Origin of the sequence: Methylobacillus flagellatus KT, from assembly GCF_000013705.1 — a bacterium.
In the GTDB taxonomy this organism is placed as follows: Bacteria; Pseudomonadota; Gammaproteobacteria; order Burkholderiales; family Methylophilaceae; genus Methylobacillus; species Methylobacillus flagellatus.
In genome coordinates this window covers 1,787,131-1,813,322 of record NC_007947.1, presented here as the reverse complement: position 1 = coordinate 1,813,322, position 26,192 = coordinate 1,787,131, and the positions used below count along the sequence as shown (strand labels likewise).

Annotated in this window: 25 protein-coding genes; 18 read left to right on the top strand and 7 right to left on the bottom strand. The window is 55.6% G+C overall.

Going from position 1 to position 26,192, the window contains the following annotated elements:
- Positions 1-4: 4 nt before the first annotated feature.
- From MFLA_RS08675 to MFLA_RS08655, 5 genes are all read left to right on the top strand, one after another.
- Complete coding sequence (locus MFLA_RS08675; protein WP_011479916.1) at positions 5-652, top strand: SPOR domain-containing protein; 648 nt, start codon at positions 5-7, stop codon at positions 650-652.
- Between the two features lie 2 nt (positions 653-654).
- A complete protein-coding gene (locus MFLA_RS08670) occupies positions 655-1,146 on the top strand; it encodes a CvpA family protein (protein ID WP_011479915.1) in 492 nt (163 codons plus the stop codon).
- Positions 1,147-1,205: 59 nt separating this feature from the next.
- Positions 1,206-2,741, top strand: coding sequence for an amidophosphoribosyltransferase (purF, locus tag MFLA_RS08665; protein ID WP_011479914.1), 1,536 nt, complete (start codon positions 1,206-1,208; stop codon positions 2,739-2,741).
- A 203-nt stretch (positions 2,742-2,944) separates the two neighbouring features.
- Complete coding sequence (locus tag MFLA_RS08660) at positions 2,945-4,123, top strand: O-succinylhomoserine sulfhydrylase (RefSeq protein WP_011479913.1); 1,179 nt, start codon at positions 2,945-2,947, stop codon at positions 4,121-4,123.
- 71 nt (positions 4,124-4,194) lie between these two features.
- Complete coding sequence (locus MFLA_RS08655) at positions 4,195-4,485, top strand: hypothetical protein (protein WP_011479912.1); 291 nt, start codon at positions 4,195-4,197, stop codon at positions 4,483-4,485.
- A gap of 266 nt (positions 4,486-4,751) precedes the next feature.
- Here MFLA_RS08655 and MFLA_RS08650 read toward each other — a convergent pair whose 3' ends face one another.
- Positions 4,752-5,354, bottom strand: coding sequence for a peroxiredoxin (locus MFLA_RS08650; protein ID WP_011479911.1), 603 nt, complete (start codon positions 5,352-5,354; stop codon positions 4,752-4,754).
- 241 nt (positions 5,355-5,595) lie between these two features.
- Between MFLA_RS08650 and gyrA the strand changes: the two genes are divergently transcribed.
- The 10 genes from gyrA to pqqE all read left to right on the top strand — a co-directional run bounded on the left by gyrA (position 5,596) and on the right by pqqE (position 16,341).
- A complete protein-coding gene (gene gyrA, locus MFLA_RS08645; RefSeq protein WP_048811657.1) occupies positions 5,596-8,154 on the top strand; it encodes a DNA gyrase subunit A in 2,559 nt (852 codons plus the stop codon).
- 16 nt (positions 8,155-8,170) lie between these two features.
- Positions 8,171-9,253: a 3-phosphoserine/phosphohydroxythreonine transaminase gene (gene serC / locus MFLA_RS08640; RefSeq protein ID WP_011479909.1), complete on the top strand. Its 1,083-nt coding sequence runs from the start codon at positions 8,171-8,173 to the stop codon at positions 9,251-9,253.
- A gap of 12 nt (positions 9,254-9,265) precedes the next feature.
- Entirely contained in the window at positions 9,266-10,333 is a 1,068-nt protein-coding gene (gene pheA, locus MFLA_RS08635; RefSeq protein WP_011479908.1) for a prephenate dehydratase, read from the top strand.
- Positions 10,334-10,436: 103 nt separating this feature from the next.
- Positions 10,437-11,594, top strand: a complete 1,158-nt coding sequence (locus MFLA_RS08630) for a GGDEF domain-containing protein (RefSeq protein ID WP_011479907.1) — start codon at positions 10,437-10,439, stop codon at positions 11,592-11,594.
- 44 nt (positions 11,595-11,638) lie between these two features.
- A complete protein-coding gene (hisC, locus tag MFLA_RS08625; RefSeq protein ID WP_011479906.1) occupies positions 11,639-12,748 on the top strand; it encodes a histidinol-phosphate transaminase in 1,110 nt (369 codons plus the stop codon).
- Positions 12,749-12,967: 219 nt separating this feature from the next.
- Positions 12,968-13,039: a pyrroloquinoline quinone precursor peptide PqqA gene (pqqA, locus tag MFLA_RS15000; RefSeq protein ID WP_081774944.1), complete on the top strand. Its 72-nt coding sequence runs from the start codon at positions 12,968-12,970 to the stop codon at positions 13,037-13,039.
- 81 nt (positions 13,040-13,120) lie between these two features.
- Positions 13,121-14,038, top strand: a complete 918-nt coding sequence (pqqB, locus tag MFLA_RS08620; protein WP_011479905.1) for a pyrroloquinoline quinone biosynthesis protein PqqB — start codon at positions 13,121-13,123, stop codon at positions 14,036-14,038.
- Between the two features lie 11 nt (positions 14,039-14,049).
- Positions 14,050-14,802, top strand: coding sequence for a pyrroloquinoline-quinone synthase PqqC (pqqC, locus tag MFLA_RS08615; RefSeq protein ID WP_011479904.1), 753 nt, complete (start codon positions 14,050-14,052; stop codon positions 14,800-14,802).
- Positions 14,774-15,094: a pyrroloquinoline quinone biosynthesis peptide chaperone PqqD gene (gene pqqD, locus MFLA_RS08610; RefSeq protein ID WP_048811656.1), complete on the top strand. Its 321-nt coding sequence runs from the start codon at positions 14,774-14,776 to the stop codon at positions 15,092-15,094. The genes pqqC and pqqD overlap by 29 nt, the downstream gene beginning before the upstream one ends.
- Positions 15,095-15,147: 53 nt before the next feature.
- Positions 15,148-16,341 (top strand): pyrroloquinoline quinone biosynthesis protein PqqE, encoded by a 1,194-nt coding sequence (pqqE, locus tag MFLA_RS08605; protein ID WP_011479902.1) that lies wholly within the window; start codon positions 15,148-15,150, stop codon positions 16,339-16,341.
- 51 nt (positions 16,342-16,392) lie between these two features.
- Here pqqE and MFLA_RS08600 read toward each other — a convergent pair whose 3' ends face one another.
- Entirely contained in the window at positions 16,393-17,013 is a 621-nt protein-coding gene (locus MFLA_RS08600; RefSeq protein WP_011479901.1) for a phosphoadenosine phosphosulfate reductase family protein, read from the bottom strand.
- Between the two features lie 175 nt (positions 17,014-17,188).
- Between MFLA_RS08600 and MFLA_RS08595 the strand changes: the two genes are divergently transcribed.
- The 3 genes from MFLA_RS08595 (at position 17,189) to fabV (ending at position 20,936) form a co-directional block, all read left to right on the top strand.
- Entirely contained in the window at positions 17,189-18,385 is a 1,197-nt protein-coding gene (locus MFLA_RS08595; protein ID WP_011479900.1) for a class I SAM-dependent methyltransferase, read from the top strand.
- Between the two features lie 54 nt (positions 18,386-18,439).
- Entirely contained in the window at positions 18,440-19,645 is a 1,206-nt protein-coding gene (locus MFLA_RS08590) for a multidrug effflux MFS transporter (protein WP_011479899.1), read from the top strand.
- 97 nt (positions 19,646-19,742) lie between these two features.
- Positions 19,743-20,936, top strand: a complete 1,194-nt coding sequence (gene fabV, locus MFLA_RS08585; protein WP_011479898.1) for an enoyl-ACP reductase FabV — start codon at positions 19,743-19,745, stop codon at positions 20,934-20,936.
- A gap of 78 nt (positions 20,937-21,014) precedes the next feature.
- Here fabV and fdxA read toward each other — a convergent pair whose 3' ends face one another.
- The 5 genes from fdxA to MFLA_RS08560 form a co-directional block, all read right to left on the bottom strand.
- Entirely contained in the window at positions 21,015-21,338 is a 324-nt protein-coding gene (gene fdxA / locus MFLA_RS08580) for a ferredoxin FdxA (protein WP_011479897.1), read from the bottom strand.
- 115 nt (positions 21,339-21,453) lie between these two features.
- Entirely contained in the window at positions 21,454-22,752 is a 1,299-nt protein-coding gene (gene cysN, locus MFLA_RS08575) for a sulfate adenylyltransferase subunit CysN (protein ID WP_011479896.1), read from the bottom strand.
- Between the two features lie 86 nt (positions 22,753-22,838).
- Positions 22,839-23,774 carry a sulfate adenylyltransferase subunit CysD gene (cysD, locus tag MFLA_RS08570; protein ID WP_011479895.1) on the bottom strand — a complete coding sequence of 312 codons (936 nt, stop codon included), beginning with the start codon at positions 23,772-23,774 and terminating at the stop codon, positions 22,839-22,841.
- 120 nt (positions 23,775-23,894) lie between these two features.
- Entirely contained in the window at positions 23,895-24,521 is a 627-nt protein-coding gene (locus MFLA_RS08565) for a DUF934 domain-containing protein (RefSeq protein WP_011479894.1), read from the bottom strand.
- Positions 24,514-26,190, bottom strand: coding sequence for a nitrite/sulfite reductase (locus MFLA_RS08560; protein ID WP_011479893.1), 1,677 nt, complete (start codon positions 26,188-26,190; stop codon positions 24,514-24,516). Before MFLA_RS08560 ends, MFLA_RS08565 begins: the two co-directional genes overlap by 8 nt.
- Between the last annotated feature and the right edge of the window lie 2 nt (positions 26,191-26,192).

The window sequence follows — 26,192 nt, the reverse complement described above, 5'->3', positions numbered from 1 at the left end:
TTTGATGGCATCTGACCAGTCAAGTGATCAGGAACTTCAGTTCAAGAAACGCGCACGCAGGCGGTTGGTAGGGGCCATTGCGCTGGTGCTGCTGATGGTCACCATCCTGCCAATGGTGCTAGATGACCGTCATGGCAAGATCCCACCCAATGAAATTGCAATCAATATTCCTAGCCAGGACGGACCTGAATTCGCCTCCAAGGTAGCTCCTCAGGGTGAACCTGTAGAGGAGATTGTTTCCGAGCCTATATTGTCTGCGCCGGAACTGCCGGAAGCAGAGCCTGACTTGGAGGCCGCACCTGTGCAGCCCCCGAGTCAAGAATCCGTAAAGAAGGAAACTGCCAAGCCTGAAGTCAAGCCCGCTGCTCCAAAAGCCGAGCCCGTCAAACAACGGCCCGCGGATGCCAAACCCACCACGGCAGGCAGCTTTCTGGTGCAGATTGGCGTATTTTCCGACCCGATCAACGTCAAGAGTTTGCAGGACAAGTTATCAAGCCAGGGCTTGAAATCGTATACGGAAATCATTGCTACGGCCAGCGGCGATAAGACTCGTCTGCGCGTCGGGCCTTTTGCCAGCCGAGAAGCTGCCGAGCAGGCATTGGGGAAAGTCAAGGCGGCTGGTTTGTCCGGGATGATCATCACCAATAAATAATAATGACTGGTTTTGATTATGCAGTGATGGTGATTATGGGCGCTTCTGTCCTGCTCAGCATGATGCGCGGCTTTGTGCGCGAGGTGCTGGCGCTGGCAGCCTGGGTCATTGCATTCGTGGTGGCCAGGCTGTATACCGTGGAGGTGTCGATGATGCTGCCTGACTCCATCCCGGCGGAAGAATTGAAGTTTCTTGCAGCTTTCTTGATTTTGTTTTTGTCTGCATTATTGGTATGTAGCTTGCTGGCGATAGCGATTGCTCAGGTATTCAAGGCCATAGGGTTGAGTGCGCTTGATCGCTGCCTGGGTGTCCTCTTCGGTTGTGTCCGCGGTTTGCTGATTGTGCTGACACTTGTGCTACTGGCCGGGCTGACCTCGCTGCCACAGGATCCACGATGGCGTAACGCCATGTTCAGTGCGCCACTGGAGGCCATGGTGTTGGGTATTTTGCCGTGGCTCCCGCAGGATATTGCAAAACATATTAAATACGACTAGATTGAAGCCAATGGCTTGTCTAGTCATTCCCGGATTTTCGTTTCTAAGGCATATAGCTCATGTGTGGAATTATCGGTGTAGTCGGTAAAAACCCAGTCAACCAGCTGCTTTACGATGGACTGCTGGTTCTGCAGCATCGTGGCCAGGATGCTGCAGGTATTGTGACTTGCGATGGCAATACCTTTTTCATGCATAAAAACAATGGCCTGGTGCAGGATGTATTCCGCACCCGGCATATGCGCAGCCTGATTGGAAATGCGGGGATTGCCCATGTTCGCTATCCTACTGCGGGTTCCTCATCCGCCGCTGAAGCCCAGCCTTTCTATGTGAACTCCCCATTTGGCATTGTGCTGGGTCATAACGGAAATTTGACCAATTCTGCACAGCTCAAGCAGGAAATGTTCAGGCAGGATCTGCGCCACATCAATACCAACTCCGATTCCGAAGTGTTGCTGAACGTGCTCGCCCATGAAATCGAGACCTCATCACACAACGCGGTTCTTAACACCGACATGATTTTCGAGGCGGTGGCTGGGGTGCACAAGCGCTGCCGCGGCGCGTATGCCGTAGTGGCCATGATTGCGAATTTCGGTTTACTGGCATTCCGCGATCCGTATGGCATCCGTCCGCTGGTCATCGGCAAGAACGAATCTGAGCAGGGCACCGAATACATCGTGGCTTCTGAAAGCGTGGCGCTGGATGTGCTGGGCTTTACTTTAGTGCGCGATGTAGCGCCAGGGGAGGCGATCTTCATCGATCTGGATGGTAATTTCTTCTCGCGCCAATGTGCCGAGTCACCGCAACTGTCTCCTTGTATTTTCGAGTATGTCTACCTGGCTCGTCCTGACTCTGTGATCGACAACGTTTCCGTCTATCAGACTCGCCTACATATGGGCGAAAGCCTTGCTGACAAGATCGCACGCGAGTGGAAGCACTTGAAGATCGACGTCGTGATTCCGATCCCGGATACCAGCCGCCCGAGCGCACTAGAGCTGGCGAATAAGCTTAACCTCACTTATCGTGAAGGCTTCATCAAGAACCGCTATATTGGTCGCACCTTCATCATGCCGGGGCAGGCCTTGCGCAAGAAGTCGGTACGCCAGAAACTCAATCCCATCGGCATGGAGTTCAAGGACAAGAACGTGCTGCTGGTGGATGACTCTATCGTACGAGGTACCACCTCCCGGCAGATCGTGCAGATGGCGCGCGATGCCGGAGCGAGCAAGGTTTTTTTCGCCTCCGCTGCGCCCCCAGTGCGTTATCCCAATGTGTATGGCATTGACATGCCTTCGCGCAGTGAACTATTGGCCACAGGTCGCACTGATGAGGAAATCTGTGCGGAAATCGGCGCAGACGCCTTGATCTACCAGGACCTAGATGCGTTGATCACTGCCGTGCAGAAGAGCAACCCTGACATCAAGGTATTTGATTGCTCTTGTTTTGACGGCAAGTACATTACCGGTGATATCGACGAAGCCTATCTGGCGTGTGCAGAATCGGTACGGGGCGACGGGGCTGCGCAAAAGCGTCCGGCCAATTCGATTACCCAGCTTGATCTCAATCTTGTCGGGACCGAAGAGGAGGAGCTGGTATAGTTGACGCCGGCCCATGGCGGGACTAATATCAATCCATGCGCCGATTTGAGGAGAAGTAGCACTCAGCTTGCGGGCGCAATATAAATACTGCTAAAGCGAGTTGATATTGATAAAGACCCGTTTTAGCCCAAGCGCTACAGCGGGTTTTTTTATGCCCGTCCTTTTTGTCATTGAGCCCGAGAGCGGGCGGGAAGGTAAGATGTATGAGTCAGCATGAATGGCATGCAGAAACACTGGGTGTGCGTGCGGGTAGTGAGCACACCCCATTCGGGGAAAATTCCGAGGCCATGTTCCTGACATCCAGTTTCGTATTCGAAAATGCTGCGCAGGCAGCTGCACGTTTTGGCGGCCAGGAGCCGGGCAATATCTATTCGCGGTTTACCAATCCTACCGTCAGCATGTTCCAGAACAAGCTGGCGGCATTGGAAGGGGCGGAGTTTTGCGTGGCCACTTCTTCCGGCATGTCTGCCATTCTGGCATGCGTCATGGGCGTGTGTTCCGCTGGCGATCATGTCGTTGCCTCGCGCAGCATCTTCGGCACGTCGGTACAATTGTTCAGCAATATCCTCAAGCGCTGGGGGCTGGAGACCACTTTCGTCCAGCTTTCTGACCCGGAAGCATGGACAGCGGCGGTCAAGCCCAATACCAAGCTGTTCTTCCTGGAGACACCTTCCAATCCGCTCACCGAAATCTGCGATATTGCAGTAGTGGCCGAGATTGCGCACCAGGCCGGAGCGTTGCTTGCAGTGGATAACTGCTTTTGCACACCTGCATTACAGAAGCCGCTGGCGCTCGGGGCAGATATCGTGGTGCATTCTGCCACCAAGTATATCGACGGACAGGGTCGTTGCCTGGGCGGTGCGGTATTGGGCCGCAAAGATGTGCTGGAACCGGTGTACGGCTTTCTACGCACGGCTGGCCCCACCATGAGTGCATTCAACGCCTGGGTGTTCCTCAAGGGGTTAGAGACGTTGCATTTGCGCATGGAGGCGCATGCGCGCAATGCTTTGGCATTGGCTCAATGGCTGGAGCAGCAGCCGCGTGTCGAACGCGTGTATTACCCGGGTCTGCCGTCCCACCCACAATATGCGCTGGCGCAGAAGCAACAGAAGAGCGGCGGCGCCATCGTGTCATTCGACGTCAAAGGTGGCCAGCCTGCGGCCTGGCATTTGATCGATGCCACCAGAATGCTTTCCATTACCGCGAACCTTGGTGATGCGAAAAGCACGATTACGCATCCGGCAACGACAACCCATAGCCGTGTCAGTGCGGAAGCCCGGGCAGCGGCGGGAATCGGGGATGGGTTGGTGCGCATTGCTGTTGGACTGGAACACATCGATGACATCAAGGCCGACCTTGCCTGGCTTGGTCATCAGGATTAAAACAAGGGCACTATTGTCGCGTAATCCTGTCATAATGAATATCGTATGGACTTGATGATAAGGAGAAAAATATGAGTTTGAAAGATGAATACGTTGCAAAATTGAAAGCACAGCTCGATGAGTGGAGTGCAGATATTGACGTGCTGGAAGCCAAGGTGCGCAAGGCCGATGTAGAGTTGCGCGCCAAATACGAAGAGCAAATTGCCGCGTTGAAGGAAAAACGCGAAGAGGCCAAGGTAAAGCTGAGTGAAATCCAGGCATCGGCAGGGGAAGCCTGGAAAGAACTCAAGAAAGGCAGTGACGAGGCTTGGGAAGCTATCAAGAATGCCATTGCCGAGGCACGCAAGAAGTTCAACGAGTAAAAGCATGATCCTGCACGTACTGGGCAAGTGCACGAGTCGACCGAAAGGATAGCACCAGCAATGGTGTATTGTGGCCCGGGACGACTAGGGTGTCTGGCCCTGATGGAGGAGTGACCATGCAGGTAATGCGTGGTCGGCCAGATGCTCATTGCATTGCCACTCACAGGCATCAGGCGCACTAATAAGCATTATGCCTGGTGCTGGAAGCAATAAAAAAACGGGACTTCATGTCCCGTTTTTTATTGCTAGCGCATTAGCTTGACGACTTAGAGGGAAGCCGCATTTTCTGCCAGATACTTGGCAACGCCTTCAGGGGAAGCGCTCATGCCAGCCTTGCCTTTTTTCCATCCTGCTGGGCAGACTTCACCATGGGCTTCAAAAAACTGCAGCGCGTCGACCATGCGCAGCATTTCGTCAATGTCGCGGCCCAGAGGCAGGTCATTGACGACCTGATGCACAATAATCCCTTCCTTGTTGATCAGGAAGGAACCGCGGTAGGCGACACCGCCATCGGACTCCACATCATAAGCCTTGGCGATCTCGTGACGGATGTCTGCTACCAAGGGATAGCCGACCTTGCCGATACCGCCCTTGTCGACCGGGGTGTTCTTCCATGCCAGATGGGTGAAATGCGAGTCGATGGAAACGCCGATTACCTCAATGCCACGCGCCTTGAACTCTTCCAGGCGATGGTCGAAGGCAATCAGTTCGGAAGGGCAGACAAAGGTGAAATCAAGTGGGTAAAAGAAGATGACGGCGGGCTTGCCCTTGATATGCTCGTAAAGGTTGAAGTCCTCTTTGATCGAATTGTCACCCAGTACTGCAGCAGCAGTGAAGTCAGGTGCTGGCTTGCCAACTAAAACGGCCATGTACTTTCTCCTTTTATCGTTAAGTTTAGTTTCAGAAACCCATTAGCCTAAAGCAACTTCGGGTAAATTCCTATGCAATTCTTGCAATTGCCGAGGTTGATGTCAATCTTGGCTCATGCCTGCCGACGGCGTCAATGCGGCAATCTTTTGCCAGCTCAAGCACTAAATCCCGGCATGCTTTGCTGGGCTTATCGTGCTAGAATCCATGGCTTTAAGCCATCTTAAAGCCGATAGCAAAATAATGGATCAGTTCGCCAAAGAAACCCTCCCTATCAGCCTCGAAGACGAGATGCGTCGCTCCTATCTCGATTACGCCATGAGCGTCATCGTAGGGCGTGCACTGCCGGATGTGCGAGACGGCCTTAAGCCTGTGCACCGTCGAGTCCTCTTTGCAATGCATGAGCTCAACAATGACTGGAACAGGCCATACAAGAAATCCGCCCGTATTGTCGGCGATGTCATTGGTAAATATCACCCTCATGGCGATACTGCGGTGTACGACACCATTGTGCGTATGGCGCAGGATTTCTCCCTACGCTACATGCTGGTGGATGGTCAGGGCAACTTTGGTTCTGTGGACGGTGATAATGCCGCTGCGATGCGGTACACCGAAATCCGCATGGCGCGCATCGCGCATGAGTTGCTGGCGGATATCGACAAGGAAACTGTGGATTTCGGTCCTAACTACGATGGTTCCGAGCATGAGCCGCTGATCATGCCTGCGCGCATTCCGAACCTGCTTATCAACGGCAGTTCCGGTATTGCAGTGGGCATGGCAACCAATATTCCGCCTCATAACCTCAATGAAGTCATTGCGGCCTGCCTGGCGCTGCTCAAGAATCCGGAAACAACCGTGGATGAGCTGATCGAGATCATCCCTGCCCCTGATTTCCCGACTGCAGGCATCATTTACGGCACGGTTGGCGTGAGAGAGGGCTACCGCACAGGTCGAGGACGCGTCGTTATGCGCGGCCGCACGCATGTCGAAGACCTGGAAAAGGGCAACCGTCAGGCGTTGATCGTGGACGAGCTGCCATACCAGGTTAACAAGAAGACATTTGTCGAGAAAATAGCCGAACTCGTCAACGAGAAGAAAATCGAAGGCATTTCTGACTTGCGCGACGAGTCCGACAAGTCGGGTATGCGGGTCGTCATTGAGCTCAAGCGCGGCGAAGTCCCCGAGGTGGTGCTCAACAACCTCTACAAGCAGACCCAGCTGCAAGACACCTTCGGCATGAATATGGTGGCCTTGCTGGATGGCCAGCCGCGCCTGCTCAACCTCAAGCAGATGCTGGAAGCGTTCTTGCGCCACCGCCGCGAAGTGGTAACGCGCCGTACCGTTTACGAATTACGCAAGGCGCGCGAGCGCGGCCATGTGCTCGAAGGCTTGGCTGTTGCATTGGCGAATGTCGACGAAATGATTGCGTTGATTAAGGCTGCACCGACACCGCCGGAAGCCAAGCGCGAGCTGATGGCGCGCACCTGGAAGTCGCCTGTGGTGGAGGAAATGCTCAAGCGTGCTGCCATGGAAGCGTCGCGGCCGGAGGGGTTGGCCGTCAATTTCGGGTTGACTCCGGATGGCTACAAGCTTTCTGATGTGCAGGCTCAGGAAATCCTGCAAATGCGCCTGCAGCGCCTGACCGGCCTGGAGCAGGACAAGATCGTCAATGAGTACAAGGAGATCATGGATGTCATTGCCGACCTGCTTGATATCCTCGCCCGGTCGGAACGCGTGACGCAAATCATTGTGGAGGAACTGACCGCCATCCTCAACCAGTTTGGCGACAAGCGCCGCAGTGAAATCGTGCATAACGCACAAGATTTGTCGCTGGAAGACTTGATTACGCCACAGGATGTTGTGGTGACACTCTCGCATACCGGCTATGTGAAGTCGCAGCCTCTGGAGGAATATCGTGCCCAGCGCCGCGGTGGTCGTGGCAAGCAGGCAGCCGCCACCAAGGAAGATGACTTCATCGACAAGATGTTCGTGGCCAATACGCACGACTACATCCTGTGCTTCTCCAGCCGCGGCCGCGTGTACTGGCTCAAGGTTTACGAAGTGCCGCAAGGCAGCCGCGTTAGCCGCGGCAAGCCTATCGTCAACCTGTTCCCGCTGGAAGACGGCGAGAAGATCAATGCTATCCTGCCTGTCAAGGAGTTCGACGAGAACCACTTTGTCTTCATGGCAACTGCCAAGGGGACGGTAAAGAAGACTGCATTGACCGAATTCTCCAATCCGCGCCGCTCCGGCATCATTGCGTTGAACCTGGATGACGGCGATTACCTCATCGGGGCTGAAGTCACCAATGGCGTGAACGATATTGTCCTTGTATCCAATGGGGGCAAGGCCGTTTGGTTCGATGAAGAGGATGTGCGGCCAATGGGCCGTGCTGCGCGCGGCGTCCGCGGCATGAAGTTACAGGGCAAACAGCAGGTGATTTCCTTGCTGATCGCGGATAACGATAAGCAAACCGTGCTGGTTGCTACTGAAAATGGCTATGGCAAGCGTACCGTCCTGGCCGATTTCCGTCACTCCGGGCGCGGTACGCAGGGCGTGAAAGCGATTGCGACCAGCGAGCGTAATGGCATCGTGGTTGGTGCGCGCCTGGTGGGCGATGATGACGAGATCATGTTGATCACGACTGGCGGCGTGCTGATTCGTACCCGCGTAAAGGAAATCCGCGAGCTTGGCCGTGCTACTCAAGGCGTGACCTTGATCAATCTGGGCGAAGGTGAAAAGCTTTCTGGGTTGGAAAAGGTTGTAGAGACAGATGATGACAACGAAGCTGTCGATGAATAAGGCCAGGTAAGTATCGATGACGCAAATCTATAATTTTTCTGCCGGGCCTGCAGTGCTTCCGAAGGAAGTATTGCAGCAAGCCAGCGAAGAGATGCTGGACTGGCATGGTTCCGGCATGTCCGTGATGGAAATGAGCCATCGTGGCAAGGAGTTCATCACGATTGCACAAGAGGCTGAAGCCGATTTGCGCGAGCTGATGGGGATCCCCGCCAATTACAAGGTGCTGTTCCTGCAGGGTGGTGCGCATGCGCAGTTTTCCATGATTCCCATGAACTTACTGCGCGGCAAGAAAACGGCGGATTATCTGGATACTGGTATCTGGGCGCAGAAAGCAATAGAAGAGGCTTCCCGGTACTGTGAGGTCAACATCGTGGCTTCCGCTGCCCCGCAGCAATACCGGCAGGTGCCGCAGCAATCGCAATGGAAGTTGAATCCCGATGCTGCCTTTCTGCATTACACGTCGAATGAAACGATAGGTGGGCTGGAAATGTTCTGGACACCGCAGGTGGGAGAGGTGCCCCTGGTGGTGGATATGTCCTCGCACATCCTTTCCCGTCCTGTGGATGTGAGCCAGTATGGCCTCATCTATGCTGGCGCGCAGAAGAACATCGGCCCCGCCGGACTGACCATCGTCATCGTTCGTGAGGACCTCATCGGCGAAACCTTGCCTGGCACGCCGACCATGTTCAATTACAAAGTACATGCAGATAATGAGTCGATGTACAACACGCCGCCCACCTACAGTATCTATATTGCCGGCCTCGTCTTCAAGTGGCTCAAAGCCAAAGGCGGCTTGGCGGCCATCGAAAAACTCAATATCGAGAAATCTGAATTACTGTACGACTATCTCGATAGCACCGATTTCTACAACTCGCCGATTGCTCTGGAGAACCGCTCGCGCATGAACATTCCGTTCACGCTCAAGGATAGCACGCTTGATGCCGAGTTTCTCAAGCAGGCACAAGCACGTGGCTTGCTGCAGCTCAAGGGCCATCGATTGCTCGGTGGCATGCGTGCGTCCATTTACAATGCCATGCCTTTGGCGGGAGTGCAGGCATTGGTTGCCTTCATGCAGGATTTCGAGCGCGCTCACGGTTAAGAGAGGGGTCGCATGAGTGATATTCTGAAAGGTTGCCGCGACCAGATCGATGCGATCGACGAGCAATTGCTCGAGCTAATCAATGCCCGGGCTGCCTTGGCAAGGGAGATCGGTGAGCTCAAGGGCGAGGGGCCGATTTATCGTCCCGAGCGCGAAGCCCAGGTATTACGCCGACTATTGGAAAAGAATACCGGTCCGTTGTCTGCAGAGGCAGTGACCGCGATTTTTCGTAGCGTGATGTCCAATTGCCGTGCGTTGGAGCGCGAGCTTTCAGTAGCTTTTCTGGGACCGCAAGGCACATATAGTGAAGAGGCTGCCATCAAGCAGTTCGGTGGCCTGAATAATCCCAAGCCCTGTATGTCGATTGATGAGGTGTTCCGCATGGTCGAATCCGGCAATGCGGATTATGCCGTGGTGCCTGTGGAAAACTCCACCGAGGGTGCGGTTGGCCGCACACTGGATTTGCTCACGACCACCAGTCTGCATATCTGTGGTGAGGTTGCTCTACCTATCCATCATTGCTTGCTTCGTCGCAGGCATGCCGACGGGGAAATCCGGCGTATCTATTCCCACGCCCAATCTTTGGGACAGTGCCATGAGTGGCTCAACCTCAATCTGGGCGGTGTTGAGCGCGTGAGTACTGGCAGCAATGCCCAGGCAGCGGAGCTGGCCGCACAGGATGCATTTGCCGTGGCCATTGCTGGCAGGCGCGCCGCTGATATCTTCGGCCTGGATATCCTGGCCGAGAACATTGAAGACGATCCGAAGAACGTGACACGTTTCCTGGTGCTTGGCAAGCATGAGGCAGCCCCCTCAGGCCAGGACAAGACCTCGCTGCTGCTGGCCACGAAAAATGTGCCGGGCGCCATTGTAGGGCTGCTGACGCCCCTTGCCGAGCATGGCGTGGATATGACGGAGCTGGGCTCGCGGCCTTCCAAGCTTGGGATATGGGATTATGTGTTCTTTGTTGATATCAAAGGACATTATCAGGATCCCGCTGTCGCAAGGGCCCTGCATGAGCTTGAGCAACGTGCCTCCATGTTCAAAATCTTGGGTTCTTATCCTGTTGCTGTTATATGATCTAGTCGCGCTGGCAAATGCCTGGCATAAGGTATTGCCCAGGTGATCCTGCAAGCGAAGAAATAGTGTGCCGGGTTTTGTAAGCTGTCATTGAAAGGGAAGTATGCCGATTAGCCAGAACTTGTTATGGTCTGCTTCGCTACGCAAATGGACACTGAGCTTCGAGAACGAGCGCCTGGAAGCGCTGTATCAGCTGCATGCCATTTCCAGCTTGCGCAGGCATTCGCGCTTGGCCTTGGTGGTCGGAGCCGTCATGATGATGCTCTATGGCTTGCTCGATCCATTGTTCGTCAAGCCGGATGCCTTTGTCCACGTCTGGTACATCCGTGCTATGGTCGTGATGCTGTTTTTCGCAGTGTTCTGGCTTTCCTTCTACCGGCATTTCCTCAAATACAACCAGTTGTTCCTGGGGGTGGTCGCCCTGTTCAGCGGCCTGGGTTTGTTGGCCCAGGTAAGCTACATGCCGGTGGCGGCCATCAATTTTTATTACACCGGCCTAGTGGTCATGGTGTTCTGGACTTACACCTTCTCGGGACTGCGGTTTTTTTATTCGACTCTGGTTGGCATTTTGCTGTTCCTGGTGTTCAACGTGATGTTTCTGTTCCTGAGGCCGTTGCCGTTACTTCAGGTGCTCATTTATGACGTGTTCATCCTTTCCGCGAATGTGGTGGGCGGCTTTGCAAGCTATGTGTCCGAGAAGCAAAGCCGGGAGCTGTTCTTGCGCGAGAAGGACCTGGACAATGAGCGCCAGCGTCAGCAGGAGCGGGCGCTGCATGATCGCCTGACCGGGCTGCCTAATCGTGAGTTGCTGCTTGACCGCATCGAACAGGCGATCAACTTCTCCGTCCGCAACAACCAGATATGTGCCGGTTTGTTCATCGACCTGGATAGATTCAAGCCGATCAACGATACCTATGGCCACCTCATAGGCGACATTGTGTTGAAGGAAGTGGCGACGCGCCTGAAGTACACCATGCGCGAAGCTGATACCCTGGCAAGGCTGGGTGGCGACGAATTCTTCGTGCTGGCGCGGGATATTGGTAGCGCGGAAGCTGCGGAGGTCCTGGCTGAAAAACTGAAGCGGCAGTTCCTCGCGCCCATCATCCTGGATGGTTTGCCGCCGATCCGCGACCTATCCGCCAGCATCGGTATCTGCGTCTTTCCGTACCGGGATGCCTCCGCGGTAGACGTCATCAGGCGCGCGGATCATGCCATGTATGACGCCAAGCGCGAGAGCAGGCGCTCCACGAGCTATGCTTGAGGGCCAGATTCCAGATTCAATGTCGTGTTAAAAGGAAACCTACTGTGACCAGGCTGTATGACTTTGCGCCGTCCAACATTCGCGCGATTGCGCCTTACCAGCCAGGGAAGCCGATTACCGAGCTTGCCCGGGAAATGGGGCTCAAGCCGGGGGTCATCATCAAGCTGGCCTCCAATGAAAATCCGTTGGGTGTCAGTCCCAAGGCCTATGCAGCCATGCAGGATGCACTGGAGGATATCGCCCGCTATCCTGATGGCAATAGCTTTGCCTTGCGCGACTGCGTGTGCCGCAAATTCAAGCTGCAACCGGATCAACTGGTATTCGGCAATGGCTCGAATGATATTCTTGAGCTTGCCGCCCGTGCGTTCCTGACACCGGGGACTGAAGCGGTATACGCCCAGCATGCGTTCGCCGTCTATGCTTTGGTGACCCAAGCCACGGGGGCGAGCGGCATCAGCGTGCCAGCCCGGGATTTCGGCCATGACCTGGATGCCATGCTGGCGGCCATTACGGACAAGACTCGTATCGTCTTCATTGCCAATCCCAATAACCCGACTGGCACCTTGCTTAGCAAGCCGGCCTTGCGCGACTTCCTTGCCAAGGTGCCCCGGCAGGTGTTGGTGGTGCTGGATGAAGCGTATGACGAGTATCTTGCCGCAGAGCTCAAGTCCGAGGCGTTTTCCTGGCTTGCCGAGTTCGATAACCTGCTGATTTCCAGGACCTTGTCCAAGGCATACGGCTTGGCAGGCCTGCGCGTCGGCTTTGGCGTCACCTCGCCCGGGGTTGCGGATTTGATGAACCGGGTACGCCAGCCGTTCAATGTTAATAGCGTTGCCCAGGCGGCGGCAGTGGCCGCATTGGAAGATGACGAGTTTGTCGAGCGCAGCTATGCGCTGAACCAGGCCGGTATGCAGCAGCTTACCGAAGGACTGGCGCGGCTGGGTTTAAGCTATATTCCCTCATACGGTAACTTCGTGAGCTTCCATGTGGCCCAGGCTGCGGAGGTTTATCAGCAGCTTCTCAAGCGCGGCGTGATCGTGCGACCGGTCGCGGCATATGACATGCCGGACTACCTGCGCGTGAGCATCGGCTTGCATGCGGAAAATGCGCGCTTCCTCGAAGTGCTTGAACAGATATTGAAAACGCGTACGTAATCATCCTCCATGATCAGGCCTCGCAAGAGGCCTGATTACTTCCAGCCTTGATCGCGGCTTGGTTCTGCTCGGTCAACTCATGATAATCATGAGATGACTTTCGGTGTTTTCGCACTGTTTCACCCGACTTCCTCATTGCACAATGCACTCACGTTGCTGTCAGGCTTGTTTGCCGGGCGGCAGCGATATCAAATCAATTCAATTTAAAGGAGAAGTATGATGTGGACCAAGCCAGAAGTCACTGAAATGCGTTTCGGTTTTGAAGTCACTATGTACGTTTGCAATCGCTAAGCGATTGTAAGTGACGTGATCGCCGGGAACCGAGGTTCCCGGCAATTCATCAGCAAAAATCGAATTCTACAAAAGGCTGATATGCATATTCATGTTCTAGGGTCGGCAGCAGGCGGCGGTTTCCCGCAATGGAACTGCAACTGCCCGAATTGTGACGGCCTACGCAAAGGCACGATCAAGGCAAAAAAACGCACGCAGTCATCCATCTGCGTCAGTGCCGACGGCATCAACTGGGTGCTGTTCAACACTTCCCCCGACATTCTGCAGCAAATTCAGGAATTTGCCCCATTGCAACCCGGCCGCGCGATCCGCGATAGCGGGATCGTGGGCATCGTGCTGATCGATGCACAAATCGACCATACGACGGGTCTCCTGATGCTACGCGAGGGCCAGGTCAAGCGCGAGATTTACTGTACCGACATGGTGTACCAGGACCTGACCACCGGCAACCCCTTGCTCAACATTCTCGATCATTATTGCGGCGTGAACCGCCACGACATCCCAATTGACGGGAAACACAGTTTCAGCGTTGAGCACGCGCCTGGCTTACGCTTTACCGCCGTTGCCCTGAAAAGTGCTGCGCCGCCGTATTCCCCGCACCGTCACGATCCCCATCCGGGCGATACCATCGGCGTGCTGATCGAAGACCTCAATAACGGCAAGAAGGCATTCTATGCACCCGGGCTGGGCGAGATCGAGCCCCACCTGCCCGCTCTGATGGAGCAGGCAGACTGCATCATGGTGGATGGTACGTTCTGGACGGATACCGAGATGCTCGACATGGGCCTCATGAGCAAGAAGGCTCGCGACATCGGCCATAACCCGCAGTCCGGCCCCGGCGGCATGATGGAGGTGCTGGATGGCTATCCCGGTGCGCGGCGCGTGCTGATCCATATCAATAACACCAACCCCATACTGCGGGAAGATTCTGCCGAACGTGTTGAATTGACCAGGCGCGGTATCGAGGTCGCCTACGACGGCATGGACATTATTCTCTAGGAGCGAGCGAGATGAATGCACCACTGACAGATAATATTCCCTGGACACGCGAAGAGTTCGAGCAGAAGCTGCGCGACAAGGGTAGGGGATACCATATCTACCACCCGTTCCACGTGATGATGTATGAAGGCAAGCTCACCCGCGAGCAATTGCAGTGCTGGGTCGCCAACCGCTTTTATTACCAGATCAGCATCCCGCAAAAGGATGCGGCCATTCTGTCCAACTGCCCGGACAAGGAAATCCGTAAGGGATGGATCCAACGCATCATTGACCATGACGGGGATGCAAATAACGTCGGTGGCATCGAGGCGTGGATACAGCTCGGCCAGGCAGTCGGCCTGAGTCGCGAGGACGTGACGTCCCTCAAGTTTGTCGCGCCCGGTGTCAGGTTCGCAGTGGATGCCTATGTCAATTTCGCCAAGCAGCGCCCTTGGCAGGAGGCCGTCTGTTCCTCTCTGACCGAACTGTTTGCGCCGCACATCCATCAACAGCGCATCAGCTCCTGGCCCAGCATGTATCCCTGGGTTAAGGAAGAGGGCCTGACCTATTTCAAGAAGCGCCTGACCGAAGCCAGGCGCGATGTCGAGCAAGGGCTCGCCGTGACCCTGGATTACTTCAGCCAGAGCCGTGAATTGCAAGAAAAGGCACTGGATATTCTGCAATTCAAGCTGGATGTGCTGTGGGTCATTGCCGATGCCATTATGCTTGCCTCAACCAACATCAAGGTAGAACAACATGTCGACTATCTCAGACAGCCACGATAAGGTCCATCACGCCCGTGTCGTCTCCGCGGGCGATGTCTATGCCATCGCACGTCATTACCGATTCCAGTGGGAAGAGGCCCAACAATGCTACGTGCTGCTGTTTCCTGAGGGCATGATCAAACTCAACGGCGGGGCGGGCGAAGTCATCAAGCGTGTGGATGGCCGGCGCAGCGTCGCTGATATCGTGGCCGATGTGCGGGCCGCTTTTCCTGACGTGGGGGACATTGAGTCCGACGTGATCGCCATGCTGGACCTGGCGGTGGAAAAGGCCTGGCTGGAAAAACGTGCTTAATTAACGCTCAATTGGCGGCCTGTGGCAGGCGCATTGCGGAAGGAGCAAAAAACATGAGTACACCGATTCAACAAAACAACGGCGTTGCCGCCTCCAAGACCAACACCCAGCCCTTGTGGCTGTTGGCCGAGGTGACGTACCGCTGCCCCTTGCATTGCGCCTTCTGCTACAACCCCACCGATTATGATAAGCACACCAAGAACGAGCTGAGCACCGAGCAATGGATACAAGTCTTGCGCGATGCGCGCAAGCTCGGCGCGTTGCAACTGGGCATTTCCGGCGGTGAGCCGCTCTTGCGGGACGATATTGAGGACATTGTTGCCGAGGCCAGCAGCCTTGGGTATTACACCAACCTCATTACCTCCGGCGTAGGCCTCACCGAAAAGCGCATCAGCGCCTTCAAGGCCGGCGGGCTGGACCATATCCAGCTTTCCATGCACGACATCACCGAGGAAATCAACAACTTCATTACCGGCACCCGCACCTTCGAGCTGAAGAAAAAAGTGGCGGCCATGATCAAGGAGCACGGCTATCCCATGGTGCTCAACGTCGTGATCCACCGTTTCAACATCAAGCACGTCAAGGAAATCCTCGAGATGGCGGAAGCGCTGGGGGCGGATTTCGTCGAACTGGCGAATACCCAGTACTATGGCTGGTCCCTGGTCAACCGCAGCCAGCTCATGCCAACCAAGGAGCAGATTGACGAGGCCGAGGCCATCACCAATGCTTTCCGTGAAAAAGTCGGCAACAAAATGAAGATATTCTTCGTGGTCCCCGATTATTTCTCCAACCGTCCCAAGAAATGCATGAACGGCTGGGGCGAGGTGTTCATGATTGTCACCGCCAATGGCGACGTGCTGCCATGCCACTCGGCGCGGGTGTTGCCCAATATGAGCTTTCCCAACGTCAAGGCTAATGGCTTGAAATGGGCATGGGAAGAGTCACCCGCCTTCAATCAATACCGTGGCGACGACTGGATGAAAGAACCCTGCCGCAGCTGCCCTGAAAAAGAGAAGGACCTCGGCGGCTGCCGCTGCCAGGCCTTCCTGCTCTCAGGAGACGCCGAGGCGGCCGACCCGGTGTGCACTAAGTCACCGCACCGGCATTTGATCGACGAAGCCATCGCCAACGCGCAAAATCCCTATCTGCAAGCGCAGCCTATCTTGTTCCGCAACGACAAGAACTCCCGCAAGTTGATCGAGGGCGAGAATCGTGAACTGGTGGAAGAATTTCACGCATTGCCCTAGCCAAGGCAAAAGGGGAGCGAAAGCTCCCTTGTCTATTTCAGCACTAGAGGCTTAGTGTGACAAATGCAAGCCGCACTCGCGGTTTTCCTCGCCCTTAGTTGGATCGAAGTAGTCGAAATTGTTTGGCAAGTTGTGGGCGGTCAGGTACTGGTACAAGTCTTTTGAACTCCAATGCAGCAAGGGCGCTACCTTGATCAAGCCGTCCGGGTTAATGCTGACCGGGTCCATCTGGGCGCGTACGGCGGTATCGGTGGCGCGCAGGGCGGTGAACCAGATTTCAGGCGCGGTTTCACGCAGGGCACGTGCAAAGGGTTCCAGTTTGACTTCTTCTGTAAATGCGGCGTGGCGCGGGTCATCAAGTGCCGGGACAGGTCCGTCCACGGCCTCCCTATGCGCGCGGGAGCGCTTGGGGAGGTAGATGCTCAGGTTGAGGTTGAGCTGGCGCGTGACTTCGTCGGCAAAGCGGTAGGTTGCTTCGGTGTTGTAGCCGCTGTCCATCCAGATGACGGGCGTATCGGGCTGGACTTGGGTGACCATGTGCAGGATGACAGCTTCGAAAGGGCGGAAGTTGGTCGTGACGATGGCTTTCTTGTTCAGGCCGAGCGCCCATTCCACTAGCTTTTGTGCGTCGTGTCCCCATTCTGCGTTGATGTTTGCCAAGTCCAGTTGCATGCTTTGCTCCGTATTGATGGATCGGCCGAGGCCGATGTAAGGTAAGTGACTTATTGTAACAAAGCGCCGTTCCGTTTACATTGGTCAAGCCAAATGGGGAGCCATCTCTGATTGCCCTGATGGCGAAATACGGGATGGCTTATAAAAAATCGAATGCTTATCATGGAGGTAATGGATGTTCAGTGCGCTGCTGCAAAACCAGATCCAGAAGAGTGTAGCCGGGTTGCCCGTATCTGTGAGTTGGAACGGTGAACGGATTGCAGGGGATGCGGATGCCAAGGTGGCTATTCTGGTGAATGATGCCAAGGTTCTGGCCGTGCTGGCCAAGCCGACATTGGGTGGACTGGCGCGTGCCTATGTCGAGGGCTGGATGGATTTGCAGGGAAAAGCACAAGATATCTTGTCTTTGGGGCAGGCCTATTGCGGCGTCGATGCGCGCAACGATGCCGAAACGCGCAAGGACTGGCGGTGGTGGCGCCATACCCGCAGCCAGGATCGCCGCAATATCAATTACCACTATGATGTTTCCAACGATTTTTATGGGCTGTGGCTGGATCGCCGCCGAGTCTATTCTTGTGCTTATTTCGCTGATGGTAACGAAAACCTGGACCTGGCGCAGGAAAAGAAGCTCGACCATATTTGTCGCAAGCTCATGCTGAAGCCGGGTGAAACTTTTCTGGATATTGGTTGTGGTTGGGGCGGCCTGGTCGCGCATGCAGTCGAGCATTATGGCGTCAAGGCGCTAGGCATTACCTTGTCCGACAACCAGCATGCCCATGTGCAACGCATGATAGAGGAGCGCGGCTGGCAGGATAGGTTGGAGGTCAGGCTCATGGATTATCGTGACCTGCCTGCGCATCAGACGTTCGACAAGATTGCCAGCGTCGGCATGTTCGAGCATGTTGGCCGCAAGAACTTGCGCGTGTATTTCGATAAGATTTACAGTTTGTTGAATACCGGGGGGCTAGTCATGAACCATGGTATTACCTCGGTGGCAGTGAAGAGCAGCGGGTTGGGGAGCGGCATTTCCGAGTTCATTGATGAGTATGTCTTTCCCGGTGGCGAGTTGACACATGTTTCCAATGTGCTGGCGGAGCTTTCCATGTCCGGCCTGGAGCCGTTGGACGCGGAGAACTTGCGCCCCCACTACGGCAAGACGCTGTGGGAGTGGGTGGAGCGACTGGAGCAGCACAGCGAGCAGGCCTTGTCCATGATCGGGGAACGCAAATACCGGATATGGCGCATCTACATGGCCGGGTCGGCGTTTGCATTCGATCATAACTGGCTGGCATTGTTCCAGATCGTGGCAGGCAAGCCCGATGCGCAAGGCGTGATGGATTACCCCTACAATCGTAGCCATATTTACCGTTAGACGATATCCTTGAGATTTTTGCCGGGCGAGTCCTGGCAAGGCTCGACGGAGAACATGCGCCATTCCATCTTTCTGGTCTATGTGCTTGCAGGCTTGACGGCGCTGGCGCCGTTTGCGATTGACACCTATTTGCCGGCTTTTCCGATGATGGAGCGTGACCTTGGCGCTTCCACCGTGGAAATCCAGCACAGTCTAACCCTGTATCTGCTGCCTTATGCGTTGATGACGTTGTTCCATGGCGCTATCAGCGATGCGATAGGGCGCCTCACGACCATACGCTGGGGGCTGGTCATTTTTATCTTTGCCTCGATTGGCGGCATGCTGGCGCCCAATGTCGAGACGTTATGGGCCATGAGGATTCTGCAGGGGCTTTCTGCTGGCGCCGGTAACGTGGTGGCGCGTGCGATGGTACGCGACCTGTTCCAAGGGGTGGAGGCGCAGCGCGCCATGGCAACGGTGCAGATGCTATTCGGCATCGCTCCTGCAGTGGCACCCATCATCGGCGGCTGGCTGCTCGGTATCCACTGGCAGGCGATCTTCGCCTTCCTTGCGCTGTATGCGCTATTGATCGCACTTGCGGCGGCGAGGTACCTGCCTGAAACCATGCCGAAGGAAAGGCGTGTGTCATTGTCGGTGGCAAATGTATGCCGTAATTACCAGGTGGTTTTCAGCCACCGTGAGTTCAGCCTGTTGGTATTGGCGATCGGGGCAAATTTCTCGGCATTCTTCCTCTATGTGCTGGCCAGCCCGGTATTCCTCATTCAGCACCTTGGCTTAAGCTCACAGCAATTCGCCTGGATGTTCATTCCCACGGTGTGCGGCACGGTGCTCGGGTCATGGCTGGCCAAGCGCGCTGCGGGCAAGTATGGCGCACAGCACATATTGCGCTTTGCCTATGGGTGGATGTCCACAATGGCGGTGCTGAATCTTGCTGTCAGCTTATTGCCTTTTATCCATGCAGCGCTGAATATCTTGCCTGTCGCCTTGTTCAATATTGGGCTTGCGCTTGCAATGCCACTACTTTCGATCAGCGCATTGGACTGCCACCCCCGCATCCGCGGTACGGCAGCGTCCGGGCAGGTGTTCATGCAAATGTTGCTGTCGACGCTTTCCGCCGGATTGGTGGCTCCCCTGGTGTGGCATCACCCGGCCGGCCTGGCCTTGGCGATGCTGGGCTATTTGCTTCTAGGCTGGCTTGCTACCAGGCGAACCAGGTTGTTCACGAGTGCGCATGCCGATGAAGGATTGCCCGAGCAATAAAGGCGCCGGCCCTTTATAATACCGAGCTTGATCGGCCATCCTGGCCTGAACTGCATTCAATCAGGCAGCACGGCTGCCGAAATTTCGAGAGGTTCCCATGGTAATCAAACCCCGCGTGCGCGGTTTTATTTGTGTCACGGCACACCCGACAGGCTGCGAAGTCAATGTCAAACAGCAAATCGATTATGTCAAGGCGCAAGGTCCTTTCCACGGCCCCAAACGCGTCTTGGTGATTGGGGCTTCCACTGGCTATGGGCTGGCTGCACGTATTAGTGCCGCATTTGCGAGCGGTGCTGCCACCGTCGGCGTATTCCTGGAGCGGCCGGGGGAGGGTAACAAGCCAGGCACGGCAGGTTGGTACAACTCCGCGGCGTTCCACAAGTTTGCGGAAGCTGAAGGGCTGTATGCCAGTAGCGTCAATGGCGATGCGTTCTCCGATGCCGTGAAACAGCAAACCATCGATATCATCAAGCGCGACCTTGGCCAAGTCGACCTAGTGGTTTACAGCCTGGCCGCACCACGCCGTACCCACCCTAAGACCGGCCAGGTTTACAACTCCACACTTAAACCCATAGGCAAGACCCTGCGCCAGCGCGGACTGGATACCGATAAGGAAGTGATAAAGGAAAACGTGATCGAGCCTGCCACGGAAGAGGAAATCGCCAATACCGTCGCTGTGATGGGGGGCGAGGATTGGCAGATGTGGATAGAAGCGCTAGACCAGGCAGGCGTGTTGGCGGATGGCGCCAAGACCACAGCTTTTACCTACCTCGGCGAGAAGATCACGCACGATATCTACTGGAACGGCACCATAGGCGCGGCCAAGAAGGACCTGGATCAGCGTGTGCTGAAGATTCGCGAACAGCTAGCTGCCAGAGGCGGCGATGCCCGTGTGGCCGTGCTCAAGGCATTGGTTACGCAGGCCAGCTCGGCGATTCCGATGATGCCTCTCTATCTCTCCCTGTTGTTCAAGGTGATGAAGAAGGCAGGCACGCATGAAGGTTGCATTGAACAGGTCGATGGCTTGTACCGTGACAGCCTTTATAACGACCACCCTATCATGGATGAGGAAGGCCGCCTGCGTGCGGATTATAAAGAGCTGGCGCCTGACATCCAGGCGGAAGTCGCAGCCTTGTGGGATCAGGTGACAGATGAAAACCTGTATGAGCTGACTGATTTCAAAGGATACAAGTCAGACTTCTTGCGCCTGTTTGGCTTTGGTGTGGAGGGCGTAGACTATGAAGCCGATGTGAATCCTGAGGTTCCGATCCGCAACTTGACTCAGGTTTGAAGCGCTTCATCCAAATACCATCCAATAAAAAAGCCCACGCGTCAGTGGGCTTTTTTATTGCGGGAGCAGGGTTCTATGCTATTCAATCAGCAAGCTGCGTTTGCCGGGGACGCCATTGTTGGCATCGGCATCAGGCAAAGGCGCCTTGCGGGCGGTAATGGATGGCCATATCTGCGCGAGGCGCGCGTTCAGTTCGATGAATTCCTGCTGGTCTTCAGGTACATCATCCTCGGAGAAGATGGCTTCGGCAGGACATTCCGCGACGCACAGGGTGCAATCTATGCACTCGTCCGGATTGATCGCCAGGAAATTAGGGCCTTCAACAAAACAATCCACCGGGCAAACATCGACGCAATCGGTATATTTGCACTGGATGCAGTTCTCGGTTACTACGTATGCCATTTATATTCCTCTGTGGGTATTAGCATTACTTAATATAATGCTGGAATTATAAGCGATATCAAATACGGTATTTATTGATTTTAATAATAAGGCTGTTTGGTTTTACCAATAGAAATCAGGCCTGTACCATTCCCGCGCCCACCGTGTTGTTGGTAGACTCATCGATAATAATGAAGGAACCGGTGGCACGGTTGACTGCATAAGGGTCAACCATCAAGGGCTGCGCGAGCTTAAAGCTGATGCTGGCGATATCATTCATGTTCAGGCTGCCTTCGGCTGCCAGCTGTTCTGTAGTGTTGACATCGATCTTGTAAGCGATGCTGGCCACCTTGGCCTTGGATTCGCGCGTCGTATGGCGAATGATATAGGTGCGGGCGGGGGAGAGTGGGGTCTCGGACAACCAGCACACCATGGCGTTCAGCTGCTTGACTGGTGCCGGGACATCGGTTTTCTTCACAATCATGTCGCCGCGGGAAATATCGATCTCGTCCTCAAGCAGGATGGTGACGGACTGCTCGGTGATGGCATGCGGCAATGCCACGTCGCCCAGCTGGATGGCCTTTACGCGTGAGCTCAGGCCGGAAGGCAGCACGATCACCTCGTCGCCCACGGCGATATTGCCAGACTCGATACGCCCCATGAAGCCGCGGAAGTCATGCAGCTCCGGATTATCAGAAGCATGCGGGCGGCAAACGAATTGCACCGGGAAGCGGAAGGATTCCGTGCGTTCGGAATGCGCGGGCGGTGCCGACTCCAGCAACTCGAGCACGGTCGGGCCTTGGTACCAGGGCATGGCCGTGCCGCGATCGACGATCATGTCGCCGTTGAGCGCGGACATGGGTACGAAGTGGATATCGCGGCCATTGCGCTGCAGGCCGATCTGTTCTGCGAATTCGAGATAAGTGGCGCGGATGCGCTCGAATTCGGCCTGAGAATAATCTACCAGGTCCATTTTGTTGATCGCGACCACGATGTGCGGAATGCCCACCAGTTGCGCCAGGTAGGAGTGGCGGCGGGTCTGGGTCAGCACACCTTTGCGTGCGTCGATCAGGATGATGGCAAGGTTGGCGGTGGAGGCGGCCGTGACCATGTTGCGCGTGTACTGCTCGTGGCCCGGCGCGTCGGCAATGATGTATTTGCGGGTGCCGGTGCTGAAATAGCGGTAGGCCACATCGATGGTGATTCCTTGTTCGCGCTCTGCCTGCAGGCCGTCGGTCAGCAGGGAGAGATCAACTGATTCCATGCCACGCTTCTGCGATGTGCGCTCGATCTGGGTCAGGGTGTCTGCCAGAATAGTCTTGGTGTCGTACAACAGGCGGCCAATGAGTGTGCTCTTGCCGTCATCCACGCTACCACAGGTCATGAAGCGCAACAGACTGTCGTTGTGCGCAGGTAGGTTTTCTAGTTTTGACATCTTCAATACTCTTTAAACTTGTCGCTGTTCAGCTGGTTGGTTGGGCGGCTGATGCATCAGGCCGTTTATCTGCATTGTGTAACGGCTTAAAAGTAGCCTTCCTTCTTGCGTTGCTCCATCGAGGCATCCGACGTCTGATCGTCCAGGCGAGTCGCGCCGCGCTCAGTGATGGTGGTGGTGGCGGTTTCCAGCACGATCTTGCTTACGGAATCTGCGTCGCTGGGCACAGGCGCAGTGCAGGTGATGTCGCCAACGGTGCGGAAACGGACCTGCATATTGATGATTTCCTCGCCGGGCTTGGGCTGGTTGATGACTTCACCACTACTTAATGGCACGTTGACGGGCACAATGGCGCCGTTGCGCATCACGATATCGCGCTTGTGAGCAAAATAGATGCTGGGCAGTTCCAGCTTTTCTCGCTCGATATATTGCCAGACATCCATTTCTGTCCAATTGGAAATCGGGAAGGCGCGGATGTTTTCACCCTTGTGCGTGCGGGCATTGTAGAGGTTCCACAATTCCGGACGCTGGTTCTTGGGATCCCATTGGCCGAACTCGTCACGGAAGCTCATGATACGTTCCTTGGCCCTGGCTTTTTCCTCGTCGCGCCGCGCGCCGCCGATGCAGCAGTCGAAGCCAAACTCCTCGATTGCCTCCAGCAGGGTGACGGACTGGTGCTTGTTGCGGGGTTCATCCGGCGATTTCAATACCACGCTGCCGCGCTTGATGGAGTCTTCCACCGAACGCACGATCAGGCGCTCACCCAGTTCTGCGGCGCGCTGGTCGCGGAAATTGATGACTTCCTGATAGTTGTGTCCGGTGTCGATATGCATGAGCGGAAAGGGGAAGCGACCTGGGCGGAAGGCTTTTTCCGCCAGGCGCAGCATGCACAGGGAATCCTTGCCGCCGGAAAACAGTAATACCGGATTGGAGCATTGGCCTGCCACTTCGCGCAGGATGTGGATGGCTTCGGCCTCCAGCCAGTCAAGATGGGAAAGGGTGTGTTGATTCAAGGTCGTCATATCGATTTTGTGCTGAAACTGTTGCTGTCTGTCAGCTCACATCTCCAGTTAGGATTCCTAAAGCAAAACTACAACATGCAAAGCTGGCCGACTGGTCGTGGTCGCCGGCCCGCGTACGGATTATTGTGCAACGGGTTGCCGGTTCACGCGGCGCCAAACAGGCAATTGCTCGTCGACGGCGCCCTGGTATGGCTGGCTGAAGTCCTGCAGGCTGGCCAGGGCGTCTTCCGCCGAGCGGTCGGCACGGATCAGGTAGCTGTTGAATCCGCAGCGCTTGAGGAAGAACAGTTGGTCACGCAGGACGTCACCAAACGCCCGCAGGGTGTTCTTGTAGTGGTAGCGCGTGCGCAACAGGTTGCCGATCGAGAAAATGCGTCCGTCGGCAAAGCGTTCCACATGCACGGCAATGAGGGGGAAGCTGTTGATGTCTTCCACGGAAGCGATCAAGTCTTCCAGCAGTTCGTGGGTGGCAAGCCATACACCCAGCTCGCCCGCAGCATGCCGGGCTGTCAACTCGGCTTTGCGTTCGCGCCATACCGCCAACGGCACGAGAATCTTCCCGCTCGCTGGAATGACGGTATTGGCGATTTGCTCGGGAGTGTAGCTGGTTTCGCCAGTGAGTTTGAACAGCACGACCTTGCCGGCTTGTTTCTTGACCACTTCTTCGCCCGCTGGCATGGTGACCAGCGTCCATTCGTCCTCGACGATAGCGTTGTTCAGGATGAGGTTGGAGCGATGATCAGGCATGTGCGACTTCCTTTTTCTTCTCGCCGTAAACATGGGTCTTGAACGGGGCAACGCCGATGCGCCGTACCGTGTCGATGAAGCGCTCTTCCGGGGTACGCTCGCGCACGTAGACATCGATGAGCTTCTGGATGACACCAGGCATTTCTTCGGCAGCGAACGATGGACCGAGCACGGTGCCGATGCTTGCATCGTTTCCTTGCTTGCCGCCCAGCGTGACCTGGTACCATTCGGAACCATCCTTGTCGACGCCAAGAATACCGATATGACCCACATGGTGGTGGCCGCAGGCATTCATGCAACCAGAGATATTCAGTTCAATTTCGCCGATATCGTAGAGATAGTCCAGGTCGTCAAATTGCATCTGGATGGCCTCTGCGATCGGGATGCTCTTGGCATTGGCCAGTGCGCAGAAGTCCCCGCCAGGGCAGCAGATGATGTCAGTCAGCAACCCGATGTTGGGGGTGGCCAGACCTGCCGCCCGTGCTTTCTCCCACAGGGAGTACAGGTCTGACAGCTTGACGTCGGCCAGGATCAGGTTCTGCTCGTGCGAAGGCCGCACTTCGCCGAAGCTGTATTCATCGGCCAGATCCGCGACGATATGCATTTGTTCAGAGGTGATGTCGCCGGGCGGGCGGCCATGCGACTTGAGCGACAGGGTGACGGCGCGGTAGCCGGGCTGCTTGTGTGGATGGGTGTTGCGCTTGACCCAGGCAGCGAACGCCGGGTTGCTCGCAATTGCGCTATCAAAGCCGGCATCATGATCCGACAGCGTTTCATAGGGCATCTGCGTGAAATACTTGCTCACACGGGCGAGCTCAGCCTCGGTGATGGTATTCGGGCTGTCCTTGAGGTACTGCCACTCCTCTTCCACCTGGCGGCGGAATTCCTCGATACCCAGTGCCTTGACCAGAATTTTGATACGCGCCTTGTAGGCGTTGTCGCGGCGACCATGGAGGTTGTAGACGCGAATAATGGCTTCACAATAGGTCAGTACGTGCTGCCATTCCAGATGCTCGCGTATGACGGAACCGAGAATGGGGGTACGGCCAAGACCGCCGCCGACCCAGACGCGAACGGCGATCTTGTCTTCCTGGTCGCGATAGAACTCCAGACCGATATCGTGTGTCTGGATCAGGGCGCGATCCTGCTTGGTGCCCGATACTGCAATCTTGAACTTGCGCGGCAGCAAAGCGAATTCAGGGTGGAAGGTACTCCATTGGCGGGCGATTTCCGCAATGGCGCGCGGATCGACCACTTCGTCAGGCGCTACGCCGGCAAACTGGTCAGTGGTGATGTTGCGGATGCAATTGCCGGAAGTCTGGATGGCATGCATCTGCACAGTGGCGAGCTCTGCCAGGATGTCGGGCACATCCTCCAGCTGGGGCCAGTTCAATTGCAAGTTCTGCCTGGTGCTGAAGTGGCCATAGCCGCGGTCATAGCGCTTGGCAATGTCGCCCAGCTTGCGCAGCTGTCTGGAAGACAGCATGCCGTAAGGGACTGCAATGCGTAGCATTGGGGCATGACGCTGGATGTACAGGCCATTTTGCAGACGCAGCGGACGGAATTCCTCGTCACTCAGCTCTCCCGCAAGAAAGCGGCGAGTCTGGTCACGGTACTGTTTGACACGCTCGTCTACGATGGCCTGGTCAATTTCGTCGTATATATACATGA